This is a genomic window from Chelatococcus sp. CO-6, assembly GCF_001271345.1.
In the GTDB taxonomy this organism is placed as follows: Bacteria; Pseudomonadota; Alphaproteobacteria; order Rhizobiales; family Beijerinckiaceae; genus Chelatococcus_A; species Chelatococcus_A caeni.
This window is the reverse complement of record NZ_CP012398.1, coordinates 3,649,999-3,672,604: the sequence shown is the minus strand read 5'-3', so window position 1 is coordinate 3,672,604 and position 22,606 is coordinate 3,649,999. Positions and strand designations below refer to the sequence as shown.

The window sequence follows — 22,606 nt, the reverse complement described above, 5'->3', positions numbered from 1 at the left end:
GGATCCGGCAGCGAGAACTGCTGACGCGGACGCGCGCGCCAACTTTTCTGATTGTGCCGCAAAAATGCGACACACGCCGGAAGGTTGGGAAACCGTCAAAACTGGAAGGACGGCGCGCGCCGCAGCCCCTCGACCACCGGCGCCGACGCATCGAACAGGCGCCGGCAGCCCACCGCCTCCCCCGCGCGCTGGAAAAGCACGACCCGGCCCGCCCCTTCCGAGGCATCGACCGCGGCGAGCCTGCCACCTTCGGCGAGCTGGGCCAGCAACGTGTCCGGAACGGCCTCATAGGCCCCGTTCACGAGAATCAGATCATAGGGCGCGCCTGCGGCATGGCCTTCGGCGACCGGCCCCACATGGACCGGGACCTCACAGCCGAGGTCGGCCAGGAGAGCCTTCGCACGCTCGGCCAGGGCCGGGTCGCTCTCGACCATGACGACCTCGCCGCCGAGGCGTTCCATCACGGCGCTCGAATAGCCCGTGCCGCCGGCCACATCGAGGATGCGGCTGCCGGGCTCGATGTCGAGGGCCTGAACCATGCGGGCGAGCACCATCGGCGCCAGCATCACGCGCGCCGTGCCGTCGGCGAACCGCGCCAGGGTGAGGGCCCGGTCGGAATAGGCGGTGGCTTCCTCGCCGGCCGGCACGAAACGCTCGCGCGGCACCTCCTCGAGGACGCTCAGCAACGCATGGTCCACCACGTCGAAGGTTCTGACCTGGCAGTCCACCATGGTGCGGCGGGCTTGGGCGAAATCGAGCATCGGGGGACCTTTCAGGAGCGCTGCCGGCGGAACGCCCCGGGCAGCGTTCCCGCTGGCATCGGGCCGGCGGGTTCGATCCCGAAAGCGGTATCGCCGGATGTGGAGGCCTCGCCCGGAATCGAACCGGGGTGCAAGGATTTGCAGTCCTCTGCGTAACCACTCCGCCACGAGGCCTCGCCGCGGGTTCATACCAAAGGCGCGGGCCCTTCCGCAACATCCGTTTTCGGGGTGCCCTCCCCGTCAATCCACAGCCTGGTGACGGGCGCGAAAAGGGGTTGCAGGCGCGCCTGTCATGATATAGTCAACCGGCCGTGATCCCCGATAGCTCAGTTGGTAGAGCGTTCGACTGTTAATCGAATGGTCGCAGGTTCGAGTCCTGCTCGGGGAGCCACCTTCTTCCTCCCAAAATCGTTGTGATGCCTCAGATCGCGCCGATCGCCTTAGATTCGCGCCGGCCTCCGTCGTGACTGACGTGGGCATGTCTTTGGCGGCATGTGGCGCGCGAGATTGTATGTAGCTCGACGCAGGATCACACGAGAACCTCCCGCCGATCTTGATCAGGATTTGAAGCCCCGCTCGGCAGCTCTCATCAGGTGAGCTTTGCCGCCCTGCCGATTCTCATCGCGGCCCCGGTGATCACCTCCCGGATGGGATGGCCCCACGTGCGCTGTTCGCAAGGCGATAGGGGTGATTTGAGAATCACGCTTGGAGGGAATCGCGCCCGGCGGGCCCGCCGCCCTGCCCGTCCGCACCGCCGATGACGGCCAGGGTCTCATCCGCGATCACCTGCTCCTCGTCGGTCGGGATGACGAAGGCGGCGATGCGGCTGTCTTCCGTGCTGATGCGCGGGGCGTTGGCGGCATTGGCGCCCATATCGAGCGCGAGACCGAGCCAGGCCAGCCGCGCGCAGACCTCGGCGCGGATGCGCGGCTGATTCTCGCCGATGCCCGCGGTGAAGACGACACCGTCGAGGCCGCCGAGCGTCACGGCGAGGCGCCCGATCTCGCCCGCGATGCGGAAGCTGAAGAGCGCGATCGCCTCCTCGGCCCGCACATCCCGGCTGTCGAGGAGAACGCGGCTGTCGGCGCTGATGCCGGAGACGCCGAGAAGGCCCGAGCGATGGTAGAGAAGGTCCTCGACGGCGGCGAGCGGCATCCCCTTCTGCCCCATGAGATGGAGGAGGACACCCGGATCGAGCGCGCCGCAGCGCGTCGCCATGGGAATGCCGTCGAGCGTCGAGAAGCCCATGCTCGTGTCCCGGCTCACGCCGCCCTCGAGTGCGCAAAGGCTGGCGCCGCTGCCGAGATGGGCGACGACGACCTTGCCGGCGGCCTTCTCGGGCACGCGGCGGGCGAGTTCGCCAGCGATGAACTTGTAAGACAGGCCATGGAAGCCGTAGCGCCTGATTCCCTCGTCGTGGAGCGCCCGCGGCAAGGCGAAGCGGCGCACGATATCGGCCTGGCTCTGGTGAAAGGCGGTGTCGAAACTGGCACACAGCGGCAGCGTGGGCCGCAGGTGCCGGATGCCGCGGATGATGCGCAGGCTCTGCGGCTGGTGCAGCGGCGCCAGAATTGTCAGTTCGTCGAGCTTATCGACGACATCGTCGTCGATAAGGACCGGCCCGGTGAAGGTGCCGCCGCCGTGCACCACCCGGATGCCCGCCGCCCTCACCCGGCCGAGGTCGACATGCCGGCCGACGAGGCCGAAGGTCTCGGCCAGAAGGCCCCGCACGTCCTCGGCGGGCGCCGCTAGCGCCGTTTCGAAGGGCTGCGGCCCCTCGTCGAGCCGGAACATCGGCGGCGCGCGGCGCAGGTCGATGACGCCCCGGGCGATGCGCCGCGCCCTCCCCGCGCCGGCCTCGAACAGGCCGATCTTGATCGTGGACGAGCCGGCGTTGAAGGTGACGAGAAGATCGCCCGTCATGCGCCCACTCCTTGCGGGGGGCGAGGCGCCGCAGCGAGCCTGGCGAGCGCCGCCGAGGCGATCCGCGCCGAGAGGGGATCGGACCTGCTCGTCAGGACGATCGGCACGCGGGCGCCGAGGACGAGCCCGGCGGCCGTCGCGCCGGCGAAATAGATGAGCTGCTTGGCCAGCATGTTGCCGGCCTCGAGGTCCGGCACCAGCAGGATGTCGGCCCGGCCGGCGACGGGCGAGACGATGCCCTTCGTGCGCGCGGCATCCGGGCTGATGGCATTGTCGAAGGCGAGCGGCCCGTCGACGCGCGCGCCGGTGATCTGGCCGCGGGCCGCCATCACGGTCAGCGCCGCCGCGTCGAGCGTCGACGGCATCTTGGGATTGACCGTCTCGACGGCGGCGAGCACGGCGACGAGCGGCTCCTCCATGCCGAGGACGCGCAGCAGGTCGACGGCGTTCTGGCAGATGTCCCGCTTGTGCTCGAGCGTCGGCTGGATGTTGACCGCCGCGTCGGTGACGATGAGCGGCTTGTCGTAGGCCGGCACGTCCATGGCGTAGACATGGCTGATGCGGCGCTCGGTCCTGAGGCCCGAGGACGGCGCCACGACCGCGCCGAGCAGCTCGTCCGTGTGCAGGCTGCCCTTGACGAGGACGGACACCGCGCCGGCGACGGCGAGCTCGACGGCACGCGCGGCCGCCGCGTGGCTGTGCGGCACGGCTTCGAGCGTGATGCCGTCGAGCGATACCTGCGCCGCCTCCGCCGTGGCGCGGATCTTCGCTTCCGGCCCGATCAGGAGCGGCTCCAGCAGGCCCTCGTCCCGCACCTCGACCGCCGCCTGCATGGCGGCGACGGAGCAGGGATGGACGATGGCCGCGCGGACCTGCGGCGCCTTGCGCGCCTTGGCCACGAATTCCTCGTAGCGGTCGTGCCGCCGCAGCGAGACGTCCGGCAGGCGCTTGCGCGGCCATTCGATTCGCCGCTCGGGCGCGATCACCGTCGCGACGCCGCTCAGGACCTCCTCGCCCCGCTGGTTGGTGCAGACGGTGTCGAGAAGGACGATGCGCTTCTCGGGGCGCTTCTCCCGCACGCTCACCCGCGCGGTGATGGTGTCGCCGGGGGCGACCGGCTTCAGGAACTTCAGCTCCTGCCCGAGATAGATCGTGCCTGGGCCGGGAAGCTCTGTGCCGAGCACGGCCGAGACCAGCGCCGCCGTCCACATGCCGTGCGCGACGATGTGGCCGAACATGTCGGTCGCCGCGAAGGCCGCGTCGAGATGGGCCGGGTTGACGTCGCCCGAGACGGCCGCGAACAGGTCGATGTCGTCACGGCCGACGACACGCACCAGCGAGGCGCCGTCGCCCGGACGCAGCTCCTCGAAAGTGCGGTTGCGCAGGAAATCGCTCATGCCGCATCACCTCTGGAAGATGTAGGTGCCCGGGGCATCGGCGAGGGGCGGATAGCCCTTGCGCGGTGCCCCCATCGCCGGCGGCGCGACCCGCTCGCCCACCGACCGCTCCGCGAGCCAGGCCGCCCAGTCCGTCCACCAGGAGCCCTCCTTCACCGTCGCCGCCGCCAGCCACTCGTCCGGGCCGAGGTAGAGCGCGGAGGCCTCCTTGAGGCCGGTGCGGAAGGTGCGGCCGGCATGCCCCGGCTCGCTGACGATCCCCGCATTGTGGCCGCCGCTCGTCAGGACGAAGGTGATGTCGGTGTCGCAGAGCTGGTGCACCTTGTAGACGGAGCGCCACGGCGCCACGTGGTCGCGCTCCGTGCCGACGACGAACATCGGCACGCGGATGTTCTGCAGGGCCGCCGGGCGCCCCTCGACCATGAAGCGGCCGCTCGCCAGCTCGTTGTCGATGTAGAGGCGCTGCAGATATTCGGCGTGCATGCGGTAGGGCATGCGGGTCGTGTCGGCGTTCCAGGCCATGATGTCGAACATGGGCGCGCGTTCACCCATCAGATATTCGCGAATATGCCGCGACCAGACGAGGTCGTTGGAGCGCAGGAGCTGGAAGGCGCCCGCCATCTGGTCGGCGGAGAGATAGCCCCTGTTCCACATCATGCTGTCGAGGAAGTGCATCTGGCTGTGGTCGATGAAGAGCGCCAGCTCGCCCGGCTCGGTGAAGTCCGTCTGCGCGGCGAGCAGCGTCATCGAGGCGAGACGATCGTCACCGCCATGGGCCATGGCCGCCGCGGCGATCGACAGGAGCGTGCCGCCGAGGCAATAGCCGACCGCGTTGACCTTCACGTCGGGCACGATGGCATTGATGGCGTCGAGCGCCGCCATCACCCCCATTCGCCGGTAGTCGTCCATCGAGAGGTCGCGGTCCGCGGCCTCGGGATTGCGCCAGGAGATGCAGAAGACCGTGTGCCCCTGCCCGACGAGATAGCAGACGAGCGAGTTCTCCGGCGAGAGGTCGAGGATGTAGTACTTCATGATCCACGCCGGCACGATCAGCACCGGCTCGGCCAGCACCGTCTTTGTCGCCGGCGCGTACTGGATGAGCTCGATCAGGTGGTTGCGGAAGACGACCTTGCCCGGGGTGACCGCGACGTCGCGGCCCGGCTGGAAGGCGTCCGCCCCGACGGGAACCTGTCCGGTCGCCTGGCGGGTGACATCCTCGACGAAGTTCGAGAAGCCTTCGAGATAGTTGGCGCCGGCGGTCTCGATCGTCTTCTCCAGCACCTCCGGGTTCATCAGCGGGAGGTTCGACGGCGAGAACATGTCGAGCACCTGGCGCACGGCGAAGGAGACGACCTCCTCGTGGTGCGGGCTCACCCCGGGCACCTCGCGGGTGACGTTGTGCCACCATTGCTGCTGCAGCAGGAAGGCCTGGGCCCACAGGCTGAACGGCGGCTTGCGCCAGCCCTCGGCGCGGAAGCGATGATCGCCGGGCAGCGGCTCGATGCAGGGCGGCGTGTCGGGCTGGGTTGCCGCCGCGGCGGCATGAGCGGCGATGCGCCCGGTCTTGCGCACCGCCTTGTCGATGAGCTCCAGCCGCTTGCCCGGCGCCGCGGCGAGATGGATCGACCAGTCGAACAGGGCAAGCGCCAGCGAGGTCGGCGAGATTCCGCCGGTCATCGCCCCCGTCAGCGCCTCGCGCATGCGGTCCAGGGCGCGGTAGCCCTCCAGTCCCAGGCTTTCGTCGCGACACGTGTGTGCCGTCGAGGTCCGGGGGTGACGGGGATCGTTCATCTCGCGTTCCTCTGTCCAGCCCGACCGCAGGCCTTCACGTCGGGCATTTCCGCGCTGCGCCGCACAATGGCACGCCTGGCAACCCCATCGTTTGATCTCGCACAAAGCAGACCCCGGCCGTGCCGACGCATGATCGCGGCTCTCAGACATGATCCGCTTCAATGTGACGACAACCCGGAAGCCGCCGCGATCGTTCTCGAGGCCGCGGCCTCGCCCGCCTCTCACCCGCAGGGTTCAACCGAAGGAGTGTGCCATGCCCAAGATGAAAGCCGCCATAGCGCGGGTGTTCGGCGAGCCTCTCGCCATCGAGGAATGGACGGTGCCGGAGCCGCGGCCGGACCAGATCCTCGTCAAGATCGCGGCGACGGGCGTCTGCCACACCGACCTGCACGCGGTGAAGGGCGACTGGCCCGTCAAGCCGACGCTTCCGTTCATTCCCGGCCACGAGGGCGTCGGCACGGTCGCCGCCGTGGGGCGCGACGTGAAGCGCGTGAAGGAGGGCGACCGCGTCGGCGTTCCCTGGCTGCACACGGCCTGCGGCTACTGCCCCCATTGCCGCACCGGCTGGGAGACCCTGTGCGGCAAGCAGCAGAACACCGGCTATTCCGTCAACGGCAGCTTCGCCGAATATGCCCTCGCCGACCCGAACTACGTCGGCCGGCTGCCGGAAAACCTCGCCTGGGGGCCGGCCGCGCCGGTGCTCTGCGCCGGGGTCACGGTCTACAAGGGCCTCAAGGAGACGGAGGTGAAGCCCGGCGAATGGGTGGCGATCTCCGGCATCGGCGGGCTCGGGCACATGGCCGTGCAGTATGCGCGCGCCATGGGCATGCATGTCGCGGCCATCGACGTGCATCCCGACAAGCTGGAGCTCGCCAGGTCGCTGGGCGCGGAGATCGCCATCGACGCACGCGAGAGCGACCCTGTCGCCGAGCTCCAGCAGCGCGTCGCTGGCGTGCACGGCGTCCTCGTGACGGCGGTCTCGCCCGCCGCCTTCGAGCAGGCCTTCGGTGTGCTGCGCCCGCACGGCACCATGGCTCTCGTCGGCCTGCCGCCCGGCCGCTTCGCCATACCGATCTTCGACACGGTGCTGAAGCGCATCACCGTGCGCGGCTCCATCGTCGGCACGCGCCAGGACCTCGAGGAGGCGCTCGCCTTCGCCGGCGACGGCGCCGTCGCGGCCCATTTCTCCTGGGACCGGCTCGACAACGTCAACGATGTCTTCGAGCGCATGGAAGCCGGCGCCATCGACGGCCGGGTCGTCCTCGACCTCGCCTGAGCCTTCCGGCGGCGACGGCCCCGTCGCCGCAGCCGGAACTCAAGGCATAGTGGCTTCAAATTGCTGCGCGCTGATCCTCCCCCGCACGGGGGAGGTGGCGCTGCGAAGTCGGGCTCGCCCGACTTCGATTTCCAAATGTCGAACTCGGGCAAGCCCGAGTTCGATGGCGGCGACGGAGGCCGGCCACGCGGTTGGTATCAAGAGCGCCGTTCCCGGCCTTGACCCCACCCGTCTCGCGCCTTCGAACGCGGGCCTGCCCGAGTTCGATACGTGAAATGCCGAAGTCGGATAAATCCGACTCCGGACGGCGCGATCCACCCTCCGATGGAACTCGGGCTTGCCCGAGTTCCACACTTATATGCGCAAGTCGGGAACACCCGACTTGCGAAAGGGATGGATCGAGCAAAGCGTTCCACGCGAGCCTGAATTCACCCCGCACTAGCCGGCGTTGAAGATCACCTTGCGGAAGCGGCCGAGCGAGACGGCGAAATAGACGACGCCGATGGCGGCGAGGGCCAGCATCTGCGGCAGCACGATCCTGAGCCCCGCCCCGCGATAGAGCACCGCCTGCGAGAAGGCGACGAAATGCGTCGTCGGCGAAATCTGCATCACATACTGCAGCCACTCCGGCATGCTTTCCATCGGCGTCGTCGAGCCCGACAGGAGGTTGAGCACGATGAGCACCGGGATGGCGAGCAGCCCGAACTGGGCCATCGAGGTCGAGAAGGTGGCGATCAGGATGCCGAGTGCCGCGACCGAGAACTGGTAGAGCACCGCCCCTGCAAGGAAGAGCAGGATCGATCCGGCGATCGGCACGGCGAGCAGCCACTCGACCACGACAATCAGCGACACGAAAGCGGCCGCCACGATGACGAGGCCGTTCGCCAGGATCTTGGCGAGCATGATCTCGACGGGCGTCACCGGCATGACGAGCAGGTGCTCGACGGTACCGTGCTCGCGCTCGCGGATCAGCGCGGCCCCGGTCAGGATGACGGCGAGCATGGTGATGTTGTTGATCACCTGCATCACCGAGGTGAACCAGGACGAGGTCAGGTTTGGATTGAACATCGCCCGCACGACGACGTTGACCGGCAGGATGGCGCTGCCCTCCCGCCGCTGAAGGAAGGCTGTGATCTCGTTCGTCAGGATGTTCTGCACGTAGACGGCGCCGTTGCCCGCCTGGGTCATGGCCGTCGCATCCACATTGACCTGCAGCTCGGGATGACGCCCGGCGAGGAGATCCGCCTCGAAGCGCGGCGGAATGACGAGCACGAAGACGAAGCGCCCCGCATCCATGGCCGCGTCGATGCCGCCGGCGCCGATCTCGACCGGCGTCTTGAACAGGGGCGGCAGGAAGGCATCCTGCAGCCGGCGCGACAAGGACGAGCGGTCCTCGTCGACGACCGCGATGGCCATGTTCTCCGCCTCCGTCTTCGCGCCCGTCGCCACCGAGTAGATGGCGAAGGTGAAGGTGTAGAGGATGAGCGCGACGAGGACCGGGTCGGCCCGGATGCTGCGCAATTCCTTCACCGCAAGGCGCAGGACATTGGCGACATGGCCGCCGATGCCGCGCGCCGACAGGCGATGCCGTTTCGATTGCCCGCTCATCTCACGGCTCCTGCTTGGCGAGTGCGACCTGCGACGCGACGATGAAGCCGATGCCGAACAGCGCCAGCATGACGAGGTTGGGCCACAGGTCGGCGAAGCCGAGGCTCTTGGTGAAGGTGCCGACGCTCACCGGCTGGTACCACGCCGCCGGGAAGGCGAGCCCGATGAAGCGGGCGCTGCCGGACAGCGAGGAGACCGGCACGAGAAGGCCGGAGAAGTTCACCGCCGGGATGATGGCGATGATCGAGGTGGCGAAGACCGCCGCGACCTGGGTGCGCGTGAAGCACGAGACGAAGAGGCCGAAGCCGGTCGTCGCCAGGATGTAGAGCAGGGTCGCGAAAAGCAGCGTCGGCAGCGAGCCCTTCACCGGCACGCCGAACAGCAGCAGCGCGAGCGCAAGCAGCGTGACGAAGCTCACGGCCGCGATGACGACATAGGGCAGCTGCTTGCCGACGAGGAACTCGAACCTGGTGACGGGCGTCGCGCGGAAGTTGGCGATGGAGCCGGTCTCCTTCTCGCGCACCACGCCGACCGCCGTCATGATCGCCGGGATCAGCACGAGCATCAGCATGATGACGCTCGGCACGATGGCGTAGATGCTCCTGAAGGCCTGGTTGTAGCGAAAGCGCGTCTCGATATCGGCCGGCAGGACGCTGAGGGAACCGCCGCCGCGCTCGTGCGCCTGCGTCTCGAGATATTGCAGCGCCAGCCCGCTGACGTAGCCGCGCGTCGTCTCGGCCCGGAAGGGCATGGCGCCGTCGAGCCACACGCCGACCTCCGGCTGCCGGCCGGAGACGAGGTCGCGCCCGAAGCCGGCGGGGATCTCGATGGCGAGCTTGAGCTCGCCGCTCTTCAGGCGGTCCACCACCTCGGCGGCATTGGCGATCGGCGCCCGCTCGTCGAAATAGCGCGAGCCGGAGAAGCTCTCGAGCAGTTGCCGGCTCTCCAGCGACCGGTCCTGGTCGAGGGCGGCGAAGGTGAGCTTCTCGACGTCGAAGGAGATGCCGTAGCCGAAGGTGATCATGAGGATGATCGGGCCGAGCAGCGCGAAGGCGAGGCGGATGGGGTCGCGCAGCAGCTCCATCGTCTCGCGCCGCGCATAGGCCCAGAGCCGGCGCAGGTCGAAGGAGCGCGCGCCTTGCGCATGCCCCGTAGCAGCCGGCAGCGCGACCGGCACCGCCTGCGCGTCCTCGGCAGAGAGGTCGATGCCCGCCGCCTCCGCGAGGCAGGCGACGAAGGCCTCCTCGATGTCGCCGCCACCGTGCCGTTCCGCCAGCTCCTGCGGCGTGCCCACGTCGAGCACCTTGCCCGCATGCATCAGCGAGATGCGGTCGCAGCGCTCGGCCTCGTTCATGAAATGGGTGGAGATGAAGATCGTGACGCCCTCGTCGCGCGACAGGTCGATGAGGAAGCGCCAGAAGGCGTCGCGCGCCACCGGGTCGACGCCCGACGTCGGCTCGTCGAGGATCAGCATCTCCGGCCCGTGGATCACCGCGACGGCGAGCTGCAGGCGCTGGCGGATGCCGAGCGGCAGACTTTCAGGGCGCTCGTCGGCGACATCGGCGAGGTCGAAACGCTGCAGCATCTCGTCGACCCGTGGCGCGACCCTGTCGGCCGGGAGGTGGAAGAGATGGGCGTGCAGCTCGAGGTTCTGCCGCACGGTCAATTCGCCGTAGAGCGAGAAGGACTGGGACATGTAGCCGACGCGCCGGCGCGTTTCGAGGTCGCCCGCATCGAGCGTTTCGCCGAACAGCTTGGCCCAGCCCTCGCTCGCCGGCAGCAGGCCGGTCAGCATCTTCATCGTCGTCGACTTGCCGCAGCCGTTGGAGCCGAGGAAGCCGAAGATCTCCCCGCGCGCGATGCGGAAGCTGACATTGTCGACGGCCGTGAAGTCGCCGAAGCGGCAGGTCAGGCCCTCCGCCTCGATGGCCGGCGGGCCGTCGCTCGCGACGCGCGGGCGCACGGCGACCGGCTCGTGCTGGCGGCGCTTCTCCTCGGGCAGGAGGGCGATGAAGGCGGCTTCGAGCGTGTCCGTCCCCGCCCGCGCGCGCACCTCGTCCGGCGAGCCGGTGGCGATCACCTTGCCGTCGTCGATGGCGGCGAGCCAGTCGAAGCGTTCCGCCTCCTCCATATAGGCGGTGGCGACGATGACGCTCATGCCCGGCCGGCGCCGCCTGATGCGCTCGATAAGGTCCCAGAACTGGCGCCGCGACAGCGGATCGACGCCGGTCGTCGGCTCGTCGAGGATGATGAGGTCGGGATCGTGGATCAGCGCGCAGCACAGGCTGAGCTTCTGCTTCATGCCGCCCGACAGCTTGCCCGCCGGCCGGTCGGGAAACGGGTCGAGGCCAGTCGCCGCGAGGAGCTCGGCGATGCGCGTCTCGCGCTCCTCGGTGCCCTGCCCGAAGAGGCGGCCGAAGAAGTCGAGATTCTCGTAGACCGAAAGGGTGGGATAGAGGTTGCGGCCGAGGCCCTGGGGCATGTAGGCGATGCGCGCGCCGCTCGCCCTGCGGTGCCCGGCATCGGCCATGTCGCCGCCAAGCACCCTCACCTCCCCCTCCTGGATCCTGCGCACCCCCGCGGCGAGCGCGAGCAGCGTCGACTTGCCGACCCCGTCAGGGCCGATCAGCCCGGCCATGCAACCGGCGGGAATGGACAGCGAGACGTCGTCGAGGGCGTGCACCTTGCCGTAGCGGTGGGTGACGCCGCGCAGGGTGACGACAGCATCCGCGCCGGTGACGGCGGGGGCTGCGGAAGGGCTGGCAAGGTCCATGGGAAGGCTCCCGGACGGCGGGGCTCAGTCCGGCAGCCGGATGGCGAGGTCCGTCGGCCAGCCGGCATCCTTGACGGTGCGAACGAAGCCGATGCCGCGCACGCCCGTCTTCACCTGCGGCTCGTATTGCTTGAGCAGGTTGGGATCGATGCGGATCTTGACGCGGAACATCAGCTTCTCGCGCTCGTCGGCCGTCTCGACGGCCTTGGGCGTGAACTGCGCATCGGCCGCGACGAAGGAGACCCGCGCCGGCACCACATAGTGCGGGATGGGGTCGAGGATGATGCGCGCCTCGTCGCCGAGGATGACCCTGCCGGCGTCGCGCGCGGGCAGGAAGACCGTCATATAGACGTCCGTAAGGTCGAGCAGCGTGACGATGCGCGCGCCGGCGGCCACCACCTCGCCGCCACGCGCCAGCTTGTACTGCACGCGCCCGCGCCGGGGCGCCTTCAGCACCATGTCGGCGAGCACCGTCTCGAGCCGGGCAACGTCCGCCTTCGCCGCCTCGATGGCGGCGGCGGCCTGGTCGCGCGAGGCCTGGGCGGCGTTGAGCGCGGCATCGGCCGCCTTCATCTGGCTGCGCCGCTGGTCGAGCCGCTCCTGCGAGAAATGGCCCTTGGTGAAGAGCTCCTCGGCCCTGTCGAGCTCGGCCTTGGCGAGCAGGCGGTCGCTCTCGCGCTGGGCGATCAGCGCCTCGGCCTCGGCCTTCGCCTTGACGGCCCGCAGCACCTGCGCCTCGGCGCCGCGCAACTGGGCCCGGTATTCGGAATCGTCCATGCGGGCGATGACGGTGCCGGCATCGACCATGTCGCCCTCCTCGACGAGAACCTCGGCGAGGCGGCCGGCATATTTGGCCGAGACGTCGACCTGCTCGGCCTCGATGCGGCCATTGGCTCTGGCGATGCCCTCCGGCAGGCTGTTGCGGCGCAGGCGGTTGAGCAGCGTCTCGAGGGCGCCCTGCGCCTGCGCGGCCCCGGCACCGAAGACCGCCTCACCGGGCGGCAGCCAGCCGGGCGTCGCGAGAAACACCGCGAGCAGCGCGAGACGACCGAGACGGGGCAGGCTCATCCGAAACCTCCTGAGATCTACCGCCAGGACATCCGCCTCGGCAGCACCCGCTGCCGCAGGCCGCGATTCTTTCCGAGGGACAGCCGGCGTCACCAGCTGAACGTCGTCGTAGACCCGGAACACCGTTGCGGCCTTGATACAGATCATGACCCGGGGGCTGCATGCCGATCAATGTTCCTTCATTCCGCCCGCAGCCTACAAATCCGGCATGCAGCGGGCCGCCAGCGCCTCGCCCCCGGACCATGCATGGCTCGGGGGTGCGGCCGTGTTCCCGGCGGGCTTGCGGCGGCCAGGGGCGCCGCCTACGGTCGCGCGACCTGTTCTGCGGAGGCGCGCGATGAGCAAGACGACCCTTCTGTTCCGGGACGATCCCTATGCCAAAACGGCCGAGGCGACCGTCGTCGGCATCGCCGACAACGGTGGCATCATCCTCGACCGCACCATCTTCTATGCCCAGGGCGGCGGTCAGCCCGGCGACATCGGCTGGATGACGCTGCCCGGCGGCGAGGAGATCGCCATCGCCAATGCCGTCTACGGCCCCGACCGGTCGACGATCGCGCATGTGCCGGCGGCCGAGGGGCGTCTCCCGGCCGTCGGCGACACCGTCGGCCTGCGCCTCGACTGGGACGTCCGCCATGCGCGCATGCGCGTGCATACCGCGCTGCACCTGCTCTCGGTCGCCCTGCCCTTTCCGGTCACGGGCGGCTCAATCGGCGACGGCGAGGGCCGGCTCGACTTCGACATCCCCGATGCCGGCCTCGACAAGGACGAGATCGGCGTCAAGCTCAACGAGATGATCGCGCGGGATGCGCCGGTGAGCGAGCGCTGGATCACGGACGAGGAGCTCCTCGCCAATCCCGGTCTCGTCAAGACCATGTCCGTCAAGCCGCCGATGGGCTCGGGCACCGTGCGGCTCGTCGAGATCGCGGGGCTCGATCTGCAGCCCTGCGGCGGCACGCATGTGAAGAGCACCGGCGAGATCGGCGCGGTCGCCATCACCGCCATCGAGAAGAAGGGCCGGCAGAACCGGCGCGTGCGCATCGCGCTCGCCTGATCACGGCCGTAACGCAGAGGACCAGGCCATGAGCGAGACCAAGCTGCCTTCGCCCCATTTCGTTTCTACCGCTTGGCTCGCCGAGCATCTCGGCGCGCCGGACATCGCCATCGTCGATGCCTCCTGGTATCTGCCGACGGACAACCGCGACGGCGCCGCCGAATATCGCGCCGCGCACATCCCCGGCGCGGTCCATTTCGACATCGAGGCGATCCGCGACGAGACCACCGACCTGCCGCACATGATGCCGACGGCGGAACGGTTCGCGGACGCCGTCGGCGCGCTCGGCATCGGCGACGGCATGCGCATCGTGGTCTACGACGGCGCGGGGCTGCTCGCCGCGGCGCGGGTGTGGTGGATGTTCCGGGCCTTCGGCGCGCAGGACGTGAAGATCCTCGACGGCGGCTTCCCGAAGTGGCTGGCCGAGCGGCGGCCCGTCGACGCCGAGCCGGCGCAGCCGCCGCGGCGGTCGTTCACGGCGCGGGCGCCGCAGGGTGTCGCCGATGTCGCGGGCGTGCGCGCCGCGCTCACCGATCGCTCGGCCCAGATCGTCGACGCCCGCTCGCCGGAACGCTTCCGCGGCGAGGCGCCGGAGCCTCGCCCGGGCGTGCGCCCCGGCCGCATGCCCGGCAGTTTCAACGTGCCGCATGCCCGCCTCGTCGAGCAGGGAAGGCTGAAGGCGCCGGAGGATATCCGGCCCGTGTTCGAGGCCGCCGGCGTCAGCCTCGACCGGCCGGTCATCACCAGCTGCGGTTCGGGTGTTTCGGCGGCCATCCTGTGGCTCGCGCTCGATGCGTTGGGCAGGCCGCCCGCCGCGCTCTACGACGGCTCATGGGCGGAATGGGGCAGCCGGGCCGATTGCCCGGTCGTGACCGGGCCGGCCGACTGAGCGGCCCCGAAGGGACCGATCGCCGGCGAGCCCGAGGCAAGCCGGCGATCGATCGTCCATCAATCGCCCATCAATCGTTCTTGGGTGCCGGCTGGCCCGACGACTGCAGCTGCCCGCCCTCTCCGGTGGCGATGTAGTTCTTCAGTTCGTCGAGCGAGGCGAACTTGAAGACGCCGCGGCCGGTCTCGGCCTCGATGGAGCCGTCGGAGTACATCACATAAAGATTGCCGCCGGCGCTGTAGGTGCCGACGACGGTCGGCGCGGCCGTGGCCGCGTCGGCCTCCTCCCCGGCGGGCGCGGCCTCCTCGGCCCCCTCATGCTCCTCCAGCTCACCCCGCTCGGCCGGGACCTCCTCGGCGCGGTCCGCTTCGAGCCCGACCTCGGCCTCTTCCGGCGTTTCCTCGTCAGCGGCCGGCGCAGGAGGGGCCTCACGCTCCTGTTGCGGCCAGGTTGCCGCCGGCGCCTCGAATCCCTTCGCTTCGCCCCTGTCCTCCGAGCGGCGCAGCCAGGACGGCAGTTGCGGCAGCGTCTCCTCCCGCTTCGGGGCGGGCTCGGGCTCCGGTTCGGCCGCCGCTTCGGGCTCCTCCGACACCTGGGGCGCCGTGCCGAAGGTCGACAGGCGGGGCTCTTCCGTCTGCTCCTCGCCGGCCTCCTGCGATTCGGCCCTGGCCGTCTGACGCTCCGTGGCGAAGAAATCCCGCGAGAAATCGAAGCGGGCGAACGGATCGTCCAGCTTGCCGGTGCGCGAGGGCTGGGCCGGCTCCTCCTCTGCCGGTGCAGGCTGGTCCGGGGCTGCGGCGGAGACCGGCTCCTCCCGCTCTTCCGGTTCTTCCTCGACGGCCGGTCGATCCTCGAATCGGCGCGAGGGGAACGGTCGCATCGTCTCGAAGCCCGGCTCCTCGGCCGCCTCCGCCTCCCGCGTCTCCTCCTCCGCCCATGCCTTTCCCCCGAGGGTCGGCGCGGCCGCACCGGCGGCGGCGGAGGGTGCTATCGGCACGCCGGGGACGACGACAGGACGAAAATCCGCCTCGTCGTCGAACGGCTGCTCCGCCGCCCGGCCCGGCGACGACTCGCGGGCCGGAAGGAACTCAAGGCCCGCAGCGAGCCGGCGCAGGTCGCGCATCAGAAGCGCAATGGCCGCCAGAACGAAGCCGGCGGCGGCGAAGACGCTGCCGGCGATCACCATCGACCATCCGCGCTCGAGCACGATGACTTCGGCACCGGCCATCACCGCGTAGAAACCGCCGGCGACGAGAACACCTGCAACGACGAGGATTACGGCAACCATCACACGACAACTTTCATTTCAGTCTACGCCATACTTCTTCGGCGCACAGTAAAGCCTCGCGCTCATGCTGCCAACTCGTGGCGCTCTGCGCAGCGCGCGCTTGCCCCGTGCGCCGACCGCCCCTAAGTAGACCGGGTGGGCTCTTCCACGGCTACCCGCACCCCACGGGAGGCCAGCATGACCGTCGACCGCTGAGGCAATTCGTCGACGGCTGTGGTCCTGGCCTGCGGCGCGTCCACCGGCACGCGTCCCGGATTCCTCGATGCGGAAGCAAAGGAGATAACGATGTCCTTCACCCTCCCCGATCTTCCCTATGCCTACGACGCCCTCCAGCCCTACATGTCCAAGGAGACGCTGGAGTATCACCACGACAAGCACCACAAGGCCTATGTCGACAACGGCAACAAGCTGCTCGAGGGCACGGACCTCGCCGGCAAATCGGTGGAGGAAGTCGTCGTCGGCTCCTTCGGCAAGAATCAGGGCCTCTTCAACAATGCCGGCCAGCACTACAACCACATCCACTTCTGGAAGTGGATGAAGCCGAACGGCGGCGGCGCCATCCCCGGCAATCTCGAGAAGAAGATCATCGAGGATCTCGGCTCCGTCGAGAAGATGAAGGAAGATTTTGCCCAGGCGGGCGCCACGCAGTTCGGCTCCGGCTGGTGCTGGCTCGCCGTCAAGGACGGCAAGATCCTCGTCATGAAGACGCCGAACGGCGAGAACCCGCTGGTGCACGGCGCCAAGCCGATTCTCGGCTGCGACGTGTGGGAACATTCCTATTACATCGACTATCGCAACCGTCGCCCCGACTATCTCAAGGCGTTCATCGACAACCTGGTGAACTGGGAATACGTGACGGAGATGTACGAGGCCGCCACCCGCTGAGGGATGCGCCGATTCGCACCGCGAACGGGGCCCGCCGGGCCCCGTTTTCTTTTTGAGGCCCTCAATAGGGATCGCTCGCCTCGAGGATCTCCTGGCCCATCAGGACGCATTCGCCCGGGATCTGCGCATAGATGAGGCGCATGCGGTAATCGGCCTTGTAGACGGCGCCGGGCACCTCGACGACGTCGAGACGGCCCTTGCCCCGCAGCGCCTTGATGGTGCCGAGCGACTTCACGCGGTCGGCGAAGACCGCGGCGCGATCGTCACCGTCGGTGTGGAACTTCAGCAGTTTCAGCGCCTGCCCGGCGGCAGCGGCGGCACAGGCCGGCTCCTCGGCCACAGCCGGGGATGCGGCAATGAGGAGCGCCGTGAGGGCGGCCAACCCGATTCGTGTTCTCGACATGCGGCAAGTCCTTGGTGAAGCAGCCCGGCATTCATCGAAAAGCAGCCGCCGGCCTCATCATGGCTAGGCATATGGCCACCCGGCTTCAAGCCCGAAAAGGAAAGAATGCCGTTGCAGCGCGCGGCCGTTGCGGCATGATCGCGGCGCATTCTCACCCCGAACGGATATCCAGCATGAACATGGTCGGTCTCAGCCGGCGCACCTTCCTCGCGGCGGTGGCCCTCGTCTCCTCCGCCCCGGCCATGGCCGCAGCCGGTGAGCCGGACGCCGTCGTCAGGGCGATCTACGACCGCGCCGCCCAGGGCCAGGGCGACGAGGGCGGCATGTTCCTCTTCGACGAAGCCGTGCGGCGCAGGAACTTCTCGAGCGCGCTCGACGCCTTGTGGCGCAAGGCCGAAGCCATTGCCGAAGCGAACGACGAGCCGGTGCTCGACTTCGATCCCGTCACCAATTCGCAGGACCCGGACGTGAAGTCCTTCACCGTGGCGAGCGAGGCGCGGACGGATGCCACCGCCCTTCTCGCGGTGACGCTCACGGGTCGCTTCACGGAGCGCGCCCGGGCCGCCGACGCCGTGGTGCGCTATGTCCTTATCCTGGAGGACGGCAGCTGGAGGATCGACGACCTGCGCGGCAGCGTCGACGGCGAGGCGTGGTCCCTCAGGGAGATCCTGAAGCAGAGGAGCGGCGAGTAGCCGCCCGCCCCTGGAGAGAGTGAATCTTTCCCGCTTTTCTGCCACGATCGAAACCGATAAGAGCGGCCCTGGCCGCACCGCTCGTCCGACGGGTGCGCCAGGCCACGCCGGCAGGTGCCTCTCGACCGTTTCCCTCGCGTCCCTTTCCGGAATTCAGCTGATGTCGCTCGGCCTCTTCGGGGAACATGTCGGCACCACGCCCGCCGGGGCGGAGTATCGGCCGGGCGCGGCGGCCGTCCTGCGCGACGAGCGGCGCGGATGCTGAAGAAGCTCCTGTCCGTCGGCGGCTTCACGCTGCTCTCGCGCCTCACCGGCTTTGCCCGCGACATCGTCTTCGCCGCGGTGATGGGTGCCGGCCTCGTCGCCGATGCCTTCTTCGTGGCGCTCCGGCTGCCGAACCACTTCCGCGCCATCTTCGGCGAGGGGGCCTTCAACGCCGCCTTCATTCCCGCCTATGCGCGCATTCTGACCACGGACGGTGCGGAGGCCGCCCGCCGCTTCGCCGACCGGGTGTTCTCGCTGCTCACGCTCGTGCAGCTCGCGCTGCTCGCCGCGGCGCTAGCCTTCATGCCGCAGTTCATCGACCTGATGGCGCCGGGCTTCCGGGACGAGCCGGCGAAGTTCGAGCTGACGGTGACGCTGACGCGCATCACCTTTCCCTATCTCCTCTTCATCACGCTGGTGACGCTCGTCTCGGGCGTGCTCAACGCCGCCGACCGCTTCGCCGCCGCGGCCGGGGCGCCCATCCTCCTCAACCTGTCGCTCATCGTGGCGATGGGCCTCGCCTTCCTCTTCCCGACGGCCGGCCATGCCGCCGCCTGGGGCGTTGCGGCCGCGGGCGTGCTGGAGCTTGCGCTCGTCTGCTGGGACGCAAGGCGCGCCGGCCTCGCGCCGCGCTTTGCCGTGCCACGCTTCGATGCCGACATGGTCGCCTTCTTCAAGGTGCTCGGGCCGGCCGTCATCGGCTCGGCCGGCGTGCAGATCGCCATGTTCGCCGACACCATCATCGCCGCCATGCTGCCGACCGGCGCGATCTCCTCGCTCTATTATGCCGACCGCCTCTACCAGCTGCCCGTCGGCGTCGTCGGCATCGCCGCCGGCACCGTCCTGCTGCCGGAGATGAGCCGGCGCATTGCCGGGGGGGACGTCGCGGGCGCGCACGGCGCGCAGAACCGGGCCGCCATCTTCACCCTCGTGCTCGCCGCGCCCTGCGCCGTCGCCTTCCTCGCGGTGCCGGACCTCATCATGCAGGCACTGTTCGGCCGCGGCGCCTTCACCGCCGAGGATGCCGCGGCGGCGGGCGCCGTGCTCGCCGCCTATGCCACCGGCCTGCCGGCTGTGGTCCTCATCCGCTCCGCGGTGGCGAGCTTCTATTCCCGCGCCGACACCACGACGCCGGTCATCGCGTCCCTGTCGGCCGTCGCCGTCAACGTGGCGCTGAAATTCCTGCTCGTCGGCTCCATGGCGGCGCCCGGCCTCGCCCTTGCCACGGCCGTCGGCGCCTGGGTCAACGTGCTCCTGCTCTTCGTGCTGGCGAAGCGCCGCGAATGGACGGCGCCGAGCCGCGAGCTCGGCCGTGCCATTTCAGCCATCGTCATCGCCTGCGCCGTGCTCGGCCTTGCGGCGCTCGCGGCCGAGCGCTGGGGCGATGGCCTGCTGCCCGCCACCCTGCCCTGGCGGCCGCAGGCGCTGATCGTCCTCGTCGCGACGGCCGGCGCGCTCGCCTATGGAGCGACGCTGATCGCCGGGCTCAGGCTGATGCGCGTGCCGCTGCGGCGCGTCTAGAGCCCCTTTCGTTCAGCTTGCATCGCAAGCTGAACAGTAAAACGGGTCTCTAACTTAGGTGATAGACGGATCCGCCGATCAGGTTGATTCAACCTGATCGGATCCGGCTCTAAGGCTTAAGGCACCGACTCAAGGGTGGCGTGACGCGTCGCGCCGCTGCTGTCGGCGATCTCGGCGACGAGCTTGCGCCGGGCCGCGACGGCGAAGGGGCGCGTTTCGTCGGCGATCTCGACGAAGGCGCCGGGCCCGCCGATCAACTGCTCGCCGTAATAGGTCTCCAGCGACATGCCGCCCGGCCCGCCGGGGCGCCCGCCCGGCCGGCGGATGGCGAGGGCATTGATGGTGAAGCCCTTCGCCAGGGCCTCCGCCCGGGCCTCGGCCAGGGGCCGCCCGCCGATGTTGGGGCCGTCGCCCGAGACGTCGATGACCTTGCGCATGCCCGAAAAGCCGCTCTCCTCGACGAGGCGCACGGAATAGTCGATGGCGTTGGAGATCGAGTTGTAGCCATAGGCGCCGCGCGGGCGCGTGCGCAGCTTGTGCGCGAAGGCCTCGGCGGTCGCCGGATCGCGGATGACCTGCCAGTCGACGACGGTCACCTGCGATTGCGGGCCACCCCATTCCACATAGGCGACGGCAATGGCGCCGACGATGCCGCTGCCGATGGCGGCAAGGACGTCATTGCTGGTCAGCGCGCTCGCCCAGCCCTCGCGCTGCAGGGTGAGTTCGTCGTCGTCGATGGAGCCCGAGCCGTCGGCCGCCAGCACCAGCTCGAGATCGACCTCCTCGGCTGGCGCCGGGACGGAAACGAGAGCGATGAGAAGAAACGACAGGCCCGCCAAGATCCGCATGTCCACCTCCGGCATCCCCGGCGCGAAGCATAGAGCCGGATCCGATCAGGTTGGTTCAACCTGATCGGTGAATCCGTCTCTAAACTTAAATAAAGAGACCGTTTTACCGGTCAGATTGCGATGCAATCTGACCGGAACGGACTCTAGGGATGCGGAGGGGATGCGTCACTTCAGGATGACGTTATCCGCCGACCTTCTCGCCGGCATGGGCGAAGGCCCAGTAGAGCTCGCGTGCCTGGCGGTAGACGGGGCCAGGCTGCAGTTCGCGCTCGTCGATCCTGAGCACGGGCATGACCTTGGAGTAGTTGCCCGAGAGGAAGATCTCGTCCGCCTCCACGAAATCGTCGTAGCGCAGCGTCGTCTCGTGCACCGTCACGCCCGCCTCGCGCAGCAGCCTGATGACGCGCTGGCGCGTGATGCCGTTGAGGAAGGTGCCGTTGGGCGCCGGCGTCAGCACCTCGCCGTCGCGTGCCATGAAGACATTCGTGGTGGCCGTCTCGGCGACATTGCCGAGCATGTCGAGCACGATGGCATTGTCGAAGCCCTTGCGCTTGGCCTCGAGGACGGCGCGGGCGTTGTTGGGATAGAGGCAGCCGGCCTTGGCATCCGTCGGCATCGTCTCCAGCGTCGGGCGGCGATAGCTCGCCTTGGTCAGCGTGATGCCGCCGGGCTTCGGCATCGGCGCCACGAAGAGGCAGAGGCAGAAGCGGGTCGATTCCGGATCGGGCGCGATCACCGCCGGCCCGTCCGCCTCGGCCCAGTACATCGGCTTGACGTAGAGCTCCGCGCCCGGCCCGAACTTGCGCGCACCCTCGCGTGCGAGCTCGACGATCGCCTCCGGCGCCATGGTCGGCTTCAGCCCGAGCGTCTTTGCCGAGCGGTTGACGCGCGCGGCATGGCTGTCGATGTCCGGCATCACGCCCTCGAAGACGCGGGCGCCGTCGAAGACGGAGGTGCCCTGCCAGAAGGCGTGGCTGCGCGGCCCCATGAGCGGCGGATTGCCCTCGTGCCAGCCGCCGTCGAACCAGGTCCATGTCTCGCTATACCAAGGCTGCGATTGCCCGGACATCATCATGCTCCAATACGTCAGTGTTCTTGTCCCATCGAACGCCCCGCCCCGCGCGCCGTCAATGGTCTGAAGGCTCATCCTCCAATGAATATCGCTGAAGCGTCCACCACGCTTGCGTGATGTGGTCGCGGGGCGCCATCCTGCCGGCCGTCGCCAATGAAAGCGGAGGGGAACGCGCATGGCTCTTCTCGATGAGGCTGCGCCGGGCGCGAGCGTCGTCGTCTTCGACGCCTACGGCACGCTGTTCGACGTGCATGCCGCCGTGGCGCGGCATGCCGGGGCGATCGGCCCGGACGCGCAGGCGCTGTCGGATGTCTGGCGCGCCAAGCAGCTCGAATATTCCTGGGTGCTGTCGCTCTACGGCGGCTTCCGGGATTTCTGGCAGCTCACGCGCGAGGCGCTCGACCATGCGCTCGCGCGCTTCCCGTCCGTCGATCCCGCCATCGCCGACAAGCTCCTCGGCGCCTATCGGGTGCTCGACGCCTATCAGGAAGCGCCGGCCGTGCTCGCCGCCCTCAAGGCCAGAGGGCTTGCGACGGCGATCCTCTCGAACGGCGAAAGGTCGATGCTCGCCGATGCCGTCGCCTCGGCCGGCATCGGCGGACACCTCGATGCGGTCCTGTCCGTCGACGAGGTGCGCGTGTTCAAGACGAGCCCGGCGGCCTATGCGCTCGTGACACGCCGGTTCCGCATCGAGCCGGCGCAGGTCGCCTTCGTCTCGAGCAACCGCTGGGACGTGGCGGGCGCGACGCGCTTCGGCTTCCGCGCCTTCTGGGTCAACCGCGCCGGCGCGCCGGACGAATATGCCGACCAGCGCCCCGTCGCGATCGTCCGCGATTTGAACGGGCTGGCGTAGCGTGGGGCCGTGAAGCCGCCTCTCGGCCCGTCTGCCGGCCATCGACGCCATTGAACACACACCAGGCTCCAGGGCGCCGGTGGGACACACGACGTTTAAATGACCTTCCGACCACCTCCACCGTCATGCCCGCGCTTGTCGCGGGCATCCACGCCGCAGAGCCTGCGCGAGACCGAAAGGCGTGGATGGCCGCGACAAGCGCGGCCATGACGGGCGGGCGAGGTTGCACCGTTCTTCCCA

At 69.0% G+C, this 22,606-nt stretch carries 18 protein-coding genes and 2 tRNA genes; 8 read left to right on the top strand and 12 right to left on the bottom strand.

Annotated elements, in window-relative coordinates:
• Positions 1-95: 95 nt before the first annotated feature.
• Both AL346_RS17240 and AL346_RS17235 read right to left on the bottom strand, forming a co-directional pair.
• The gene (locus tag AL346_RS17240) at positions 96-761 is read right to left on the bottom strand and encodes a protein-L-isoaspartate O-methyltransferase (protein WP_019400202.1); all 666 of its coding nucleotides are present in this window, start codon (positions 759-761) and stop codon (positions 96-98) included.
• Positions 762-861: 100 nt separating this feature from the next.
• Positions 862-935: transfer RNA gene (locus AL346_RS17235), tRNA-Cys, on the bottom strand.
• Positions 936-1,076: 141 nt separating this feature from the next.
• Between AL346_RS17235 and AL346_RS17230 the strand changes: the two genes are divergently transcribed.
• Positions 1,077-1,152 (top strand) — tRNA-Asn (locus tag AL346_RS17230).
• A gap of 308 nt (positions 1,153-1,460) precedes the next feature.
• On the opposite strand, the gene AL346_RS17225 is transcribed toward AL346_RS17230, so the two are convergent.
• From AL346_RS17225 to AL346_RS17215, 3 genes are read right to left on the bottom strand one after another with little or no spacing between them, the layout of a single operon-like run.
• Positions 1,461-2,684 (bottom strand): acetate/propionate family kinase, encoded by a 1,224-nt coding sequence (locus tag AL346_RS17225; protein WP_019400201.1) that lies wholly within the window; start codon positions 2,682-2,684, stop codon positions 1,461-1,463.
• Positions 2,681-4,081, bottom strand: coding sequence for a bifunctional enoyl-CoA hydratase/phosphate acetyltransferase (locus AL346_RS17220; protein ID WP_019400200.1), 1,401 nt, complete (start codon positions 4,079-4,081; stop codon positions 2,681-2,683). The genes AL346_RS17225 and AL346_RS17220 overlap by 4 nt, the downstream gene beginning before the upstream one ends.
• A gap of 6 nt (positions 4,082-4,087) precedes the next feature.
• Positions 4,088-5,872 carry an alpha/beta hydrolase gene (locus AL346_RS17215; protein ID WP_053193893.1) on the bottom strand — a complete coding sequence of 595 codons (1,785 nt, stop codon included), beginning with the start codon at positions 5,870-5,872 and terminating at the stop codon, positions 4,088-4,090.
• 253 nt (positions 5,873-6,125) lie between these two features.
• Between AL346_RS17215 and AL346_RS17210 the strand changes: the two genes are divergently transcribed.
• Positions 6,126-7,148 (top strand): zinc-dependent alcohol dehydrogenase, encoded by a 1,023-nt coding sequence (locus AL346_RS17210; protein ID WP_019400198.1) that lies wholly within the window; start codon positions 6,126-6,128, stop codon positions 7,146-7,148.
• A gap of 438 nt (positions 7,149-7,586) precedes the next feature.
• Here AL346_RS17210 and AL346_RS17205 read toward each other — a convergent pair whose 3' ends face one another.
• From AL346_RS17205 to AL346_RS17195, 3 genes are read right to left on the bottom strand one after another with little or no spacing between them, the layout of a single operon-like run.
• Complete coding sequence (locus AL346_RS17205; RefSeq protein WP_019400197.1) at positions 7,587-8,756, bottom strand: ABC transporter permease; 1,170 nt, start codon at positions 8,754-8,756, stop codon at positions 7,587-7,589.
• A gap of 1 nt (position 8,757) precedes the next feature.
• Positions 8,758-11,529: a ribosome-associated ATPase/putative transporter RbbA gene (gene rbbA, locus AL346_RS17200; RefSeq protein ID WP_019400196.1), complete on the bottom strand. Its 2,772-nt coding sequence runs from the start codon at positions 11,527-11,529 to the stop codon at positions 8,758-8,760.
• 24 nt (positions 11,530-11,553) lie between these two features.
• Positions 11,554-12,597 carry an HlyD family secretion protein gene (locus AL346_RS17195; protein WP_019400195.1) on the bottom strand — a complete coding sequence of 348 codons (1,044 nt, stop codon included), beginning with the start codon at positions 12,595-12,597 and terminating at the stop codon, positions 11,554-11,556.
• 337 nt (positions 12,598-12,934) lie between these two features.
• Here AL346_RS17195 and AL346_RS17190 point away from each other — a divergent pair, with 337 nt between their 5' ends.
• Positions 12,935-13,651 carry an alanyl-tRNA editing protein gene (locus AL346_RS17190; protein WP_019400194.1) on the top strand — a complete coding sequence of 239 codons (717 nt, stop codon included), beginning with the start codon at positions 12,935-12,937 and terminating at the stop codon, positions 13,649-13,651.
• A gap of 28 nt (positions 13,652-13,679) precedes the next feature.
• Entirely contained in the window at positions 13,680-14,540 is an 861-nt protein-coding gene (gene sseA / locus AL346_RS17185) for a 3-mercaptopyruvate sulfurtransferase (protein ID WP_019400193.1), read from the top strand.
• 70 nt (positions 14,541-14,610) lie between these two features.
• Here the strand turns inward: sseA and AL346_RS17180 are convergent, their stop codons facing one another.
• Positions 14,611-15,828 carry a hypothetical protein gene (locus AL346_RS17180; RefSeq protein WP_019400192.1) on the bottom strand — a complete coding sequence of 406 codons (1,218 nt, stop codon included), beginning with the start codon at positions 15,826-15,828 and terminating at the stop codon, positions 14,611-14,613.
• Positions 15,829-16,113: 285 nt separating this feature from the next.
• Between AL346_RS17180 and AL346_RS17175 the strand changes: the two genes are divergently transcribed.
• A complete protein-coding gene (locus AL346_RS17175; protein ID WP_019400191.1) occupies positions 16,114-16,713 on the top strand; it encodes a superoxide dismutase in 600 nt (199 codons plus the stop codon).
• 61 nt (positions 16,714-16,774) lie between these two features.
• On the opposite strand, the gene AL346_RS17170 is transcribed toward AL346_RS17175, so the two are convergent.
• On the bottom strand, positions 16,775-17,116 hold the full coding sequence (locus AL346_RS17170) for a hypothetical protein (RefSeq protein ID WP_156332791.1): 342 nt from the start codon (positions 17,114-17,116) through the stop codon (positions 16,775-16,777).
• A gap of 173 nt (positions 17,117-17,289) precedes the next feature.
• Between AL346_RS17170 and AL346_RS17165 the strand changes: the two genes are divergently transcribed.
• Positions 17,290-17,808, top strand: a complete 519-nt coding sequence (locus AL346_RS17165; protein ID WP_019400189.1) for a DUF3828 domain-containing protein — start codon at positions 17,290-17,292, stop codon at positions 17,806-17,808.
• Positions 17,809-18,066: 258 nt separating this feature from the next.
• Entirely contained in the window at positions 18,067-19,593 is a 1,527-nt protein-coding gene (gene murJ / locus AL346_RS17160; protein ID WP_053193889.1) for a murein biosynthesis integral membrane protein MurJ, read from the top strand.
• A gap of 116 nt (positions 19,594-19,709) precedes the next feature.
• Here the strand turns inward: murJ and AL346_RS17155 are convergent, their stop codons facing one another.
• Complete coding sequence (locus AL346_RS17155; RefSeq protein WP_040403349.1) at positions 19,710-20,441, bottom strand: DUF1194 domain-containing protein; 732 nt, start codon at positions 20,439-20,441, stop codon at positions 19,710-19,712.
• 181 nt (positions 20,442-20,622) lie between these two features.
• Entirely contained in the window at positions 20,623-21,516 is an 894-nt protein-coding gene (locus AL346_RS17150) for a branched-chain amino acid aminotransferase (protein WP_019400185.1), read from the bottom strand.
• Between the two features lie 172 nt (positions 21,517-21,688).
• Here AL346_RS17150 and AL346_RS17145 point away from each other — a divergent pair, with 172 nt between their 5' ends.
• On the top strand, positions 21,689-22,366 hold the full coding sequence (locus AL346_RS17145; RefSeq protein ID WP_019400184.1) for a haloacid dehalogenase type II: 678 nt from the start codon (positions 21,689-21,691) through the stop codon (positions 22,364-22,366).
• Positions 22,367-22,606 lie beyond the last annotated feature (240 nt).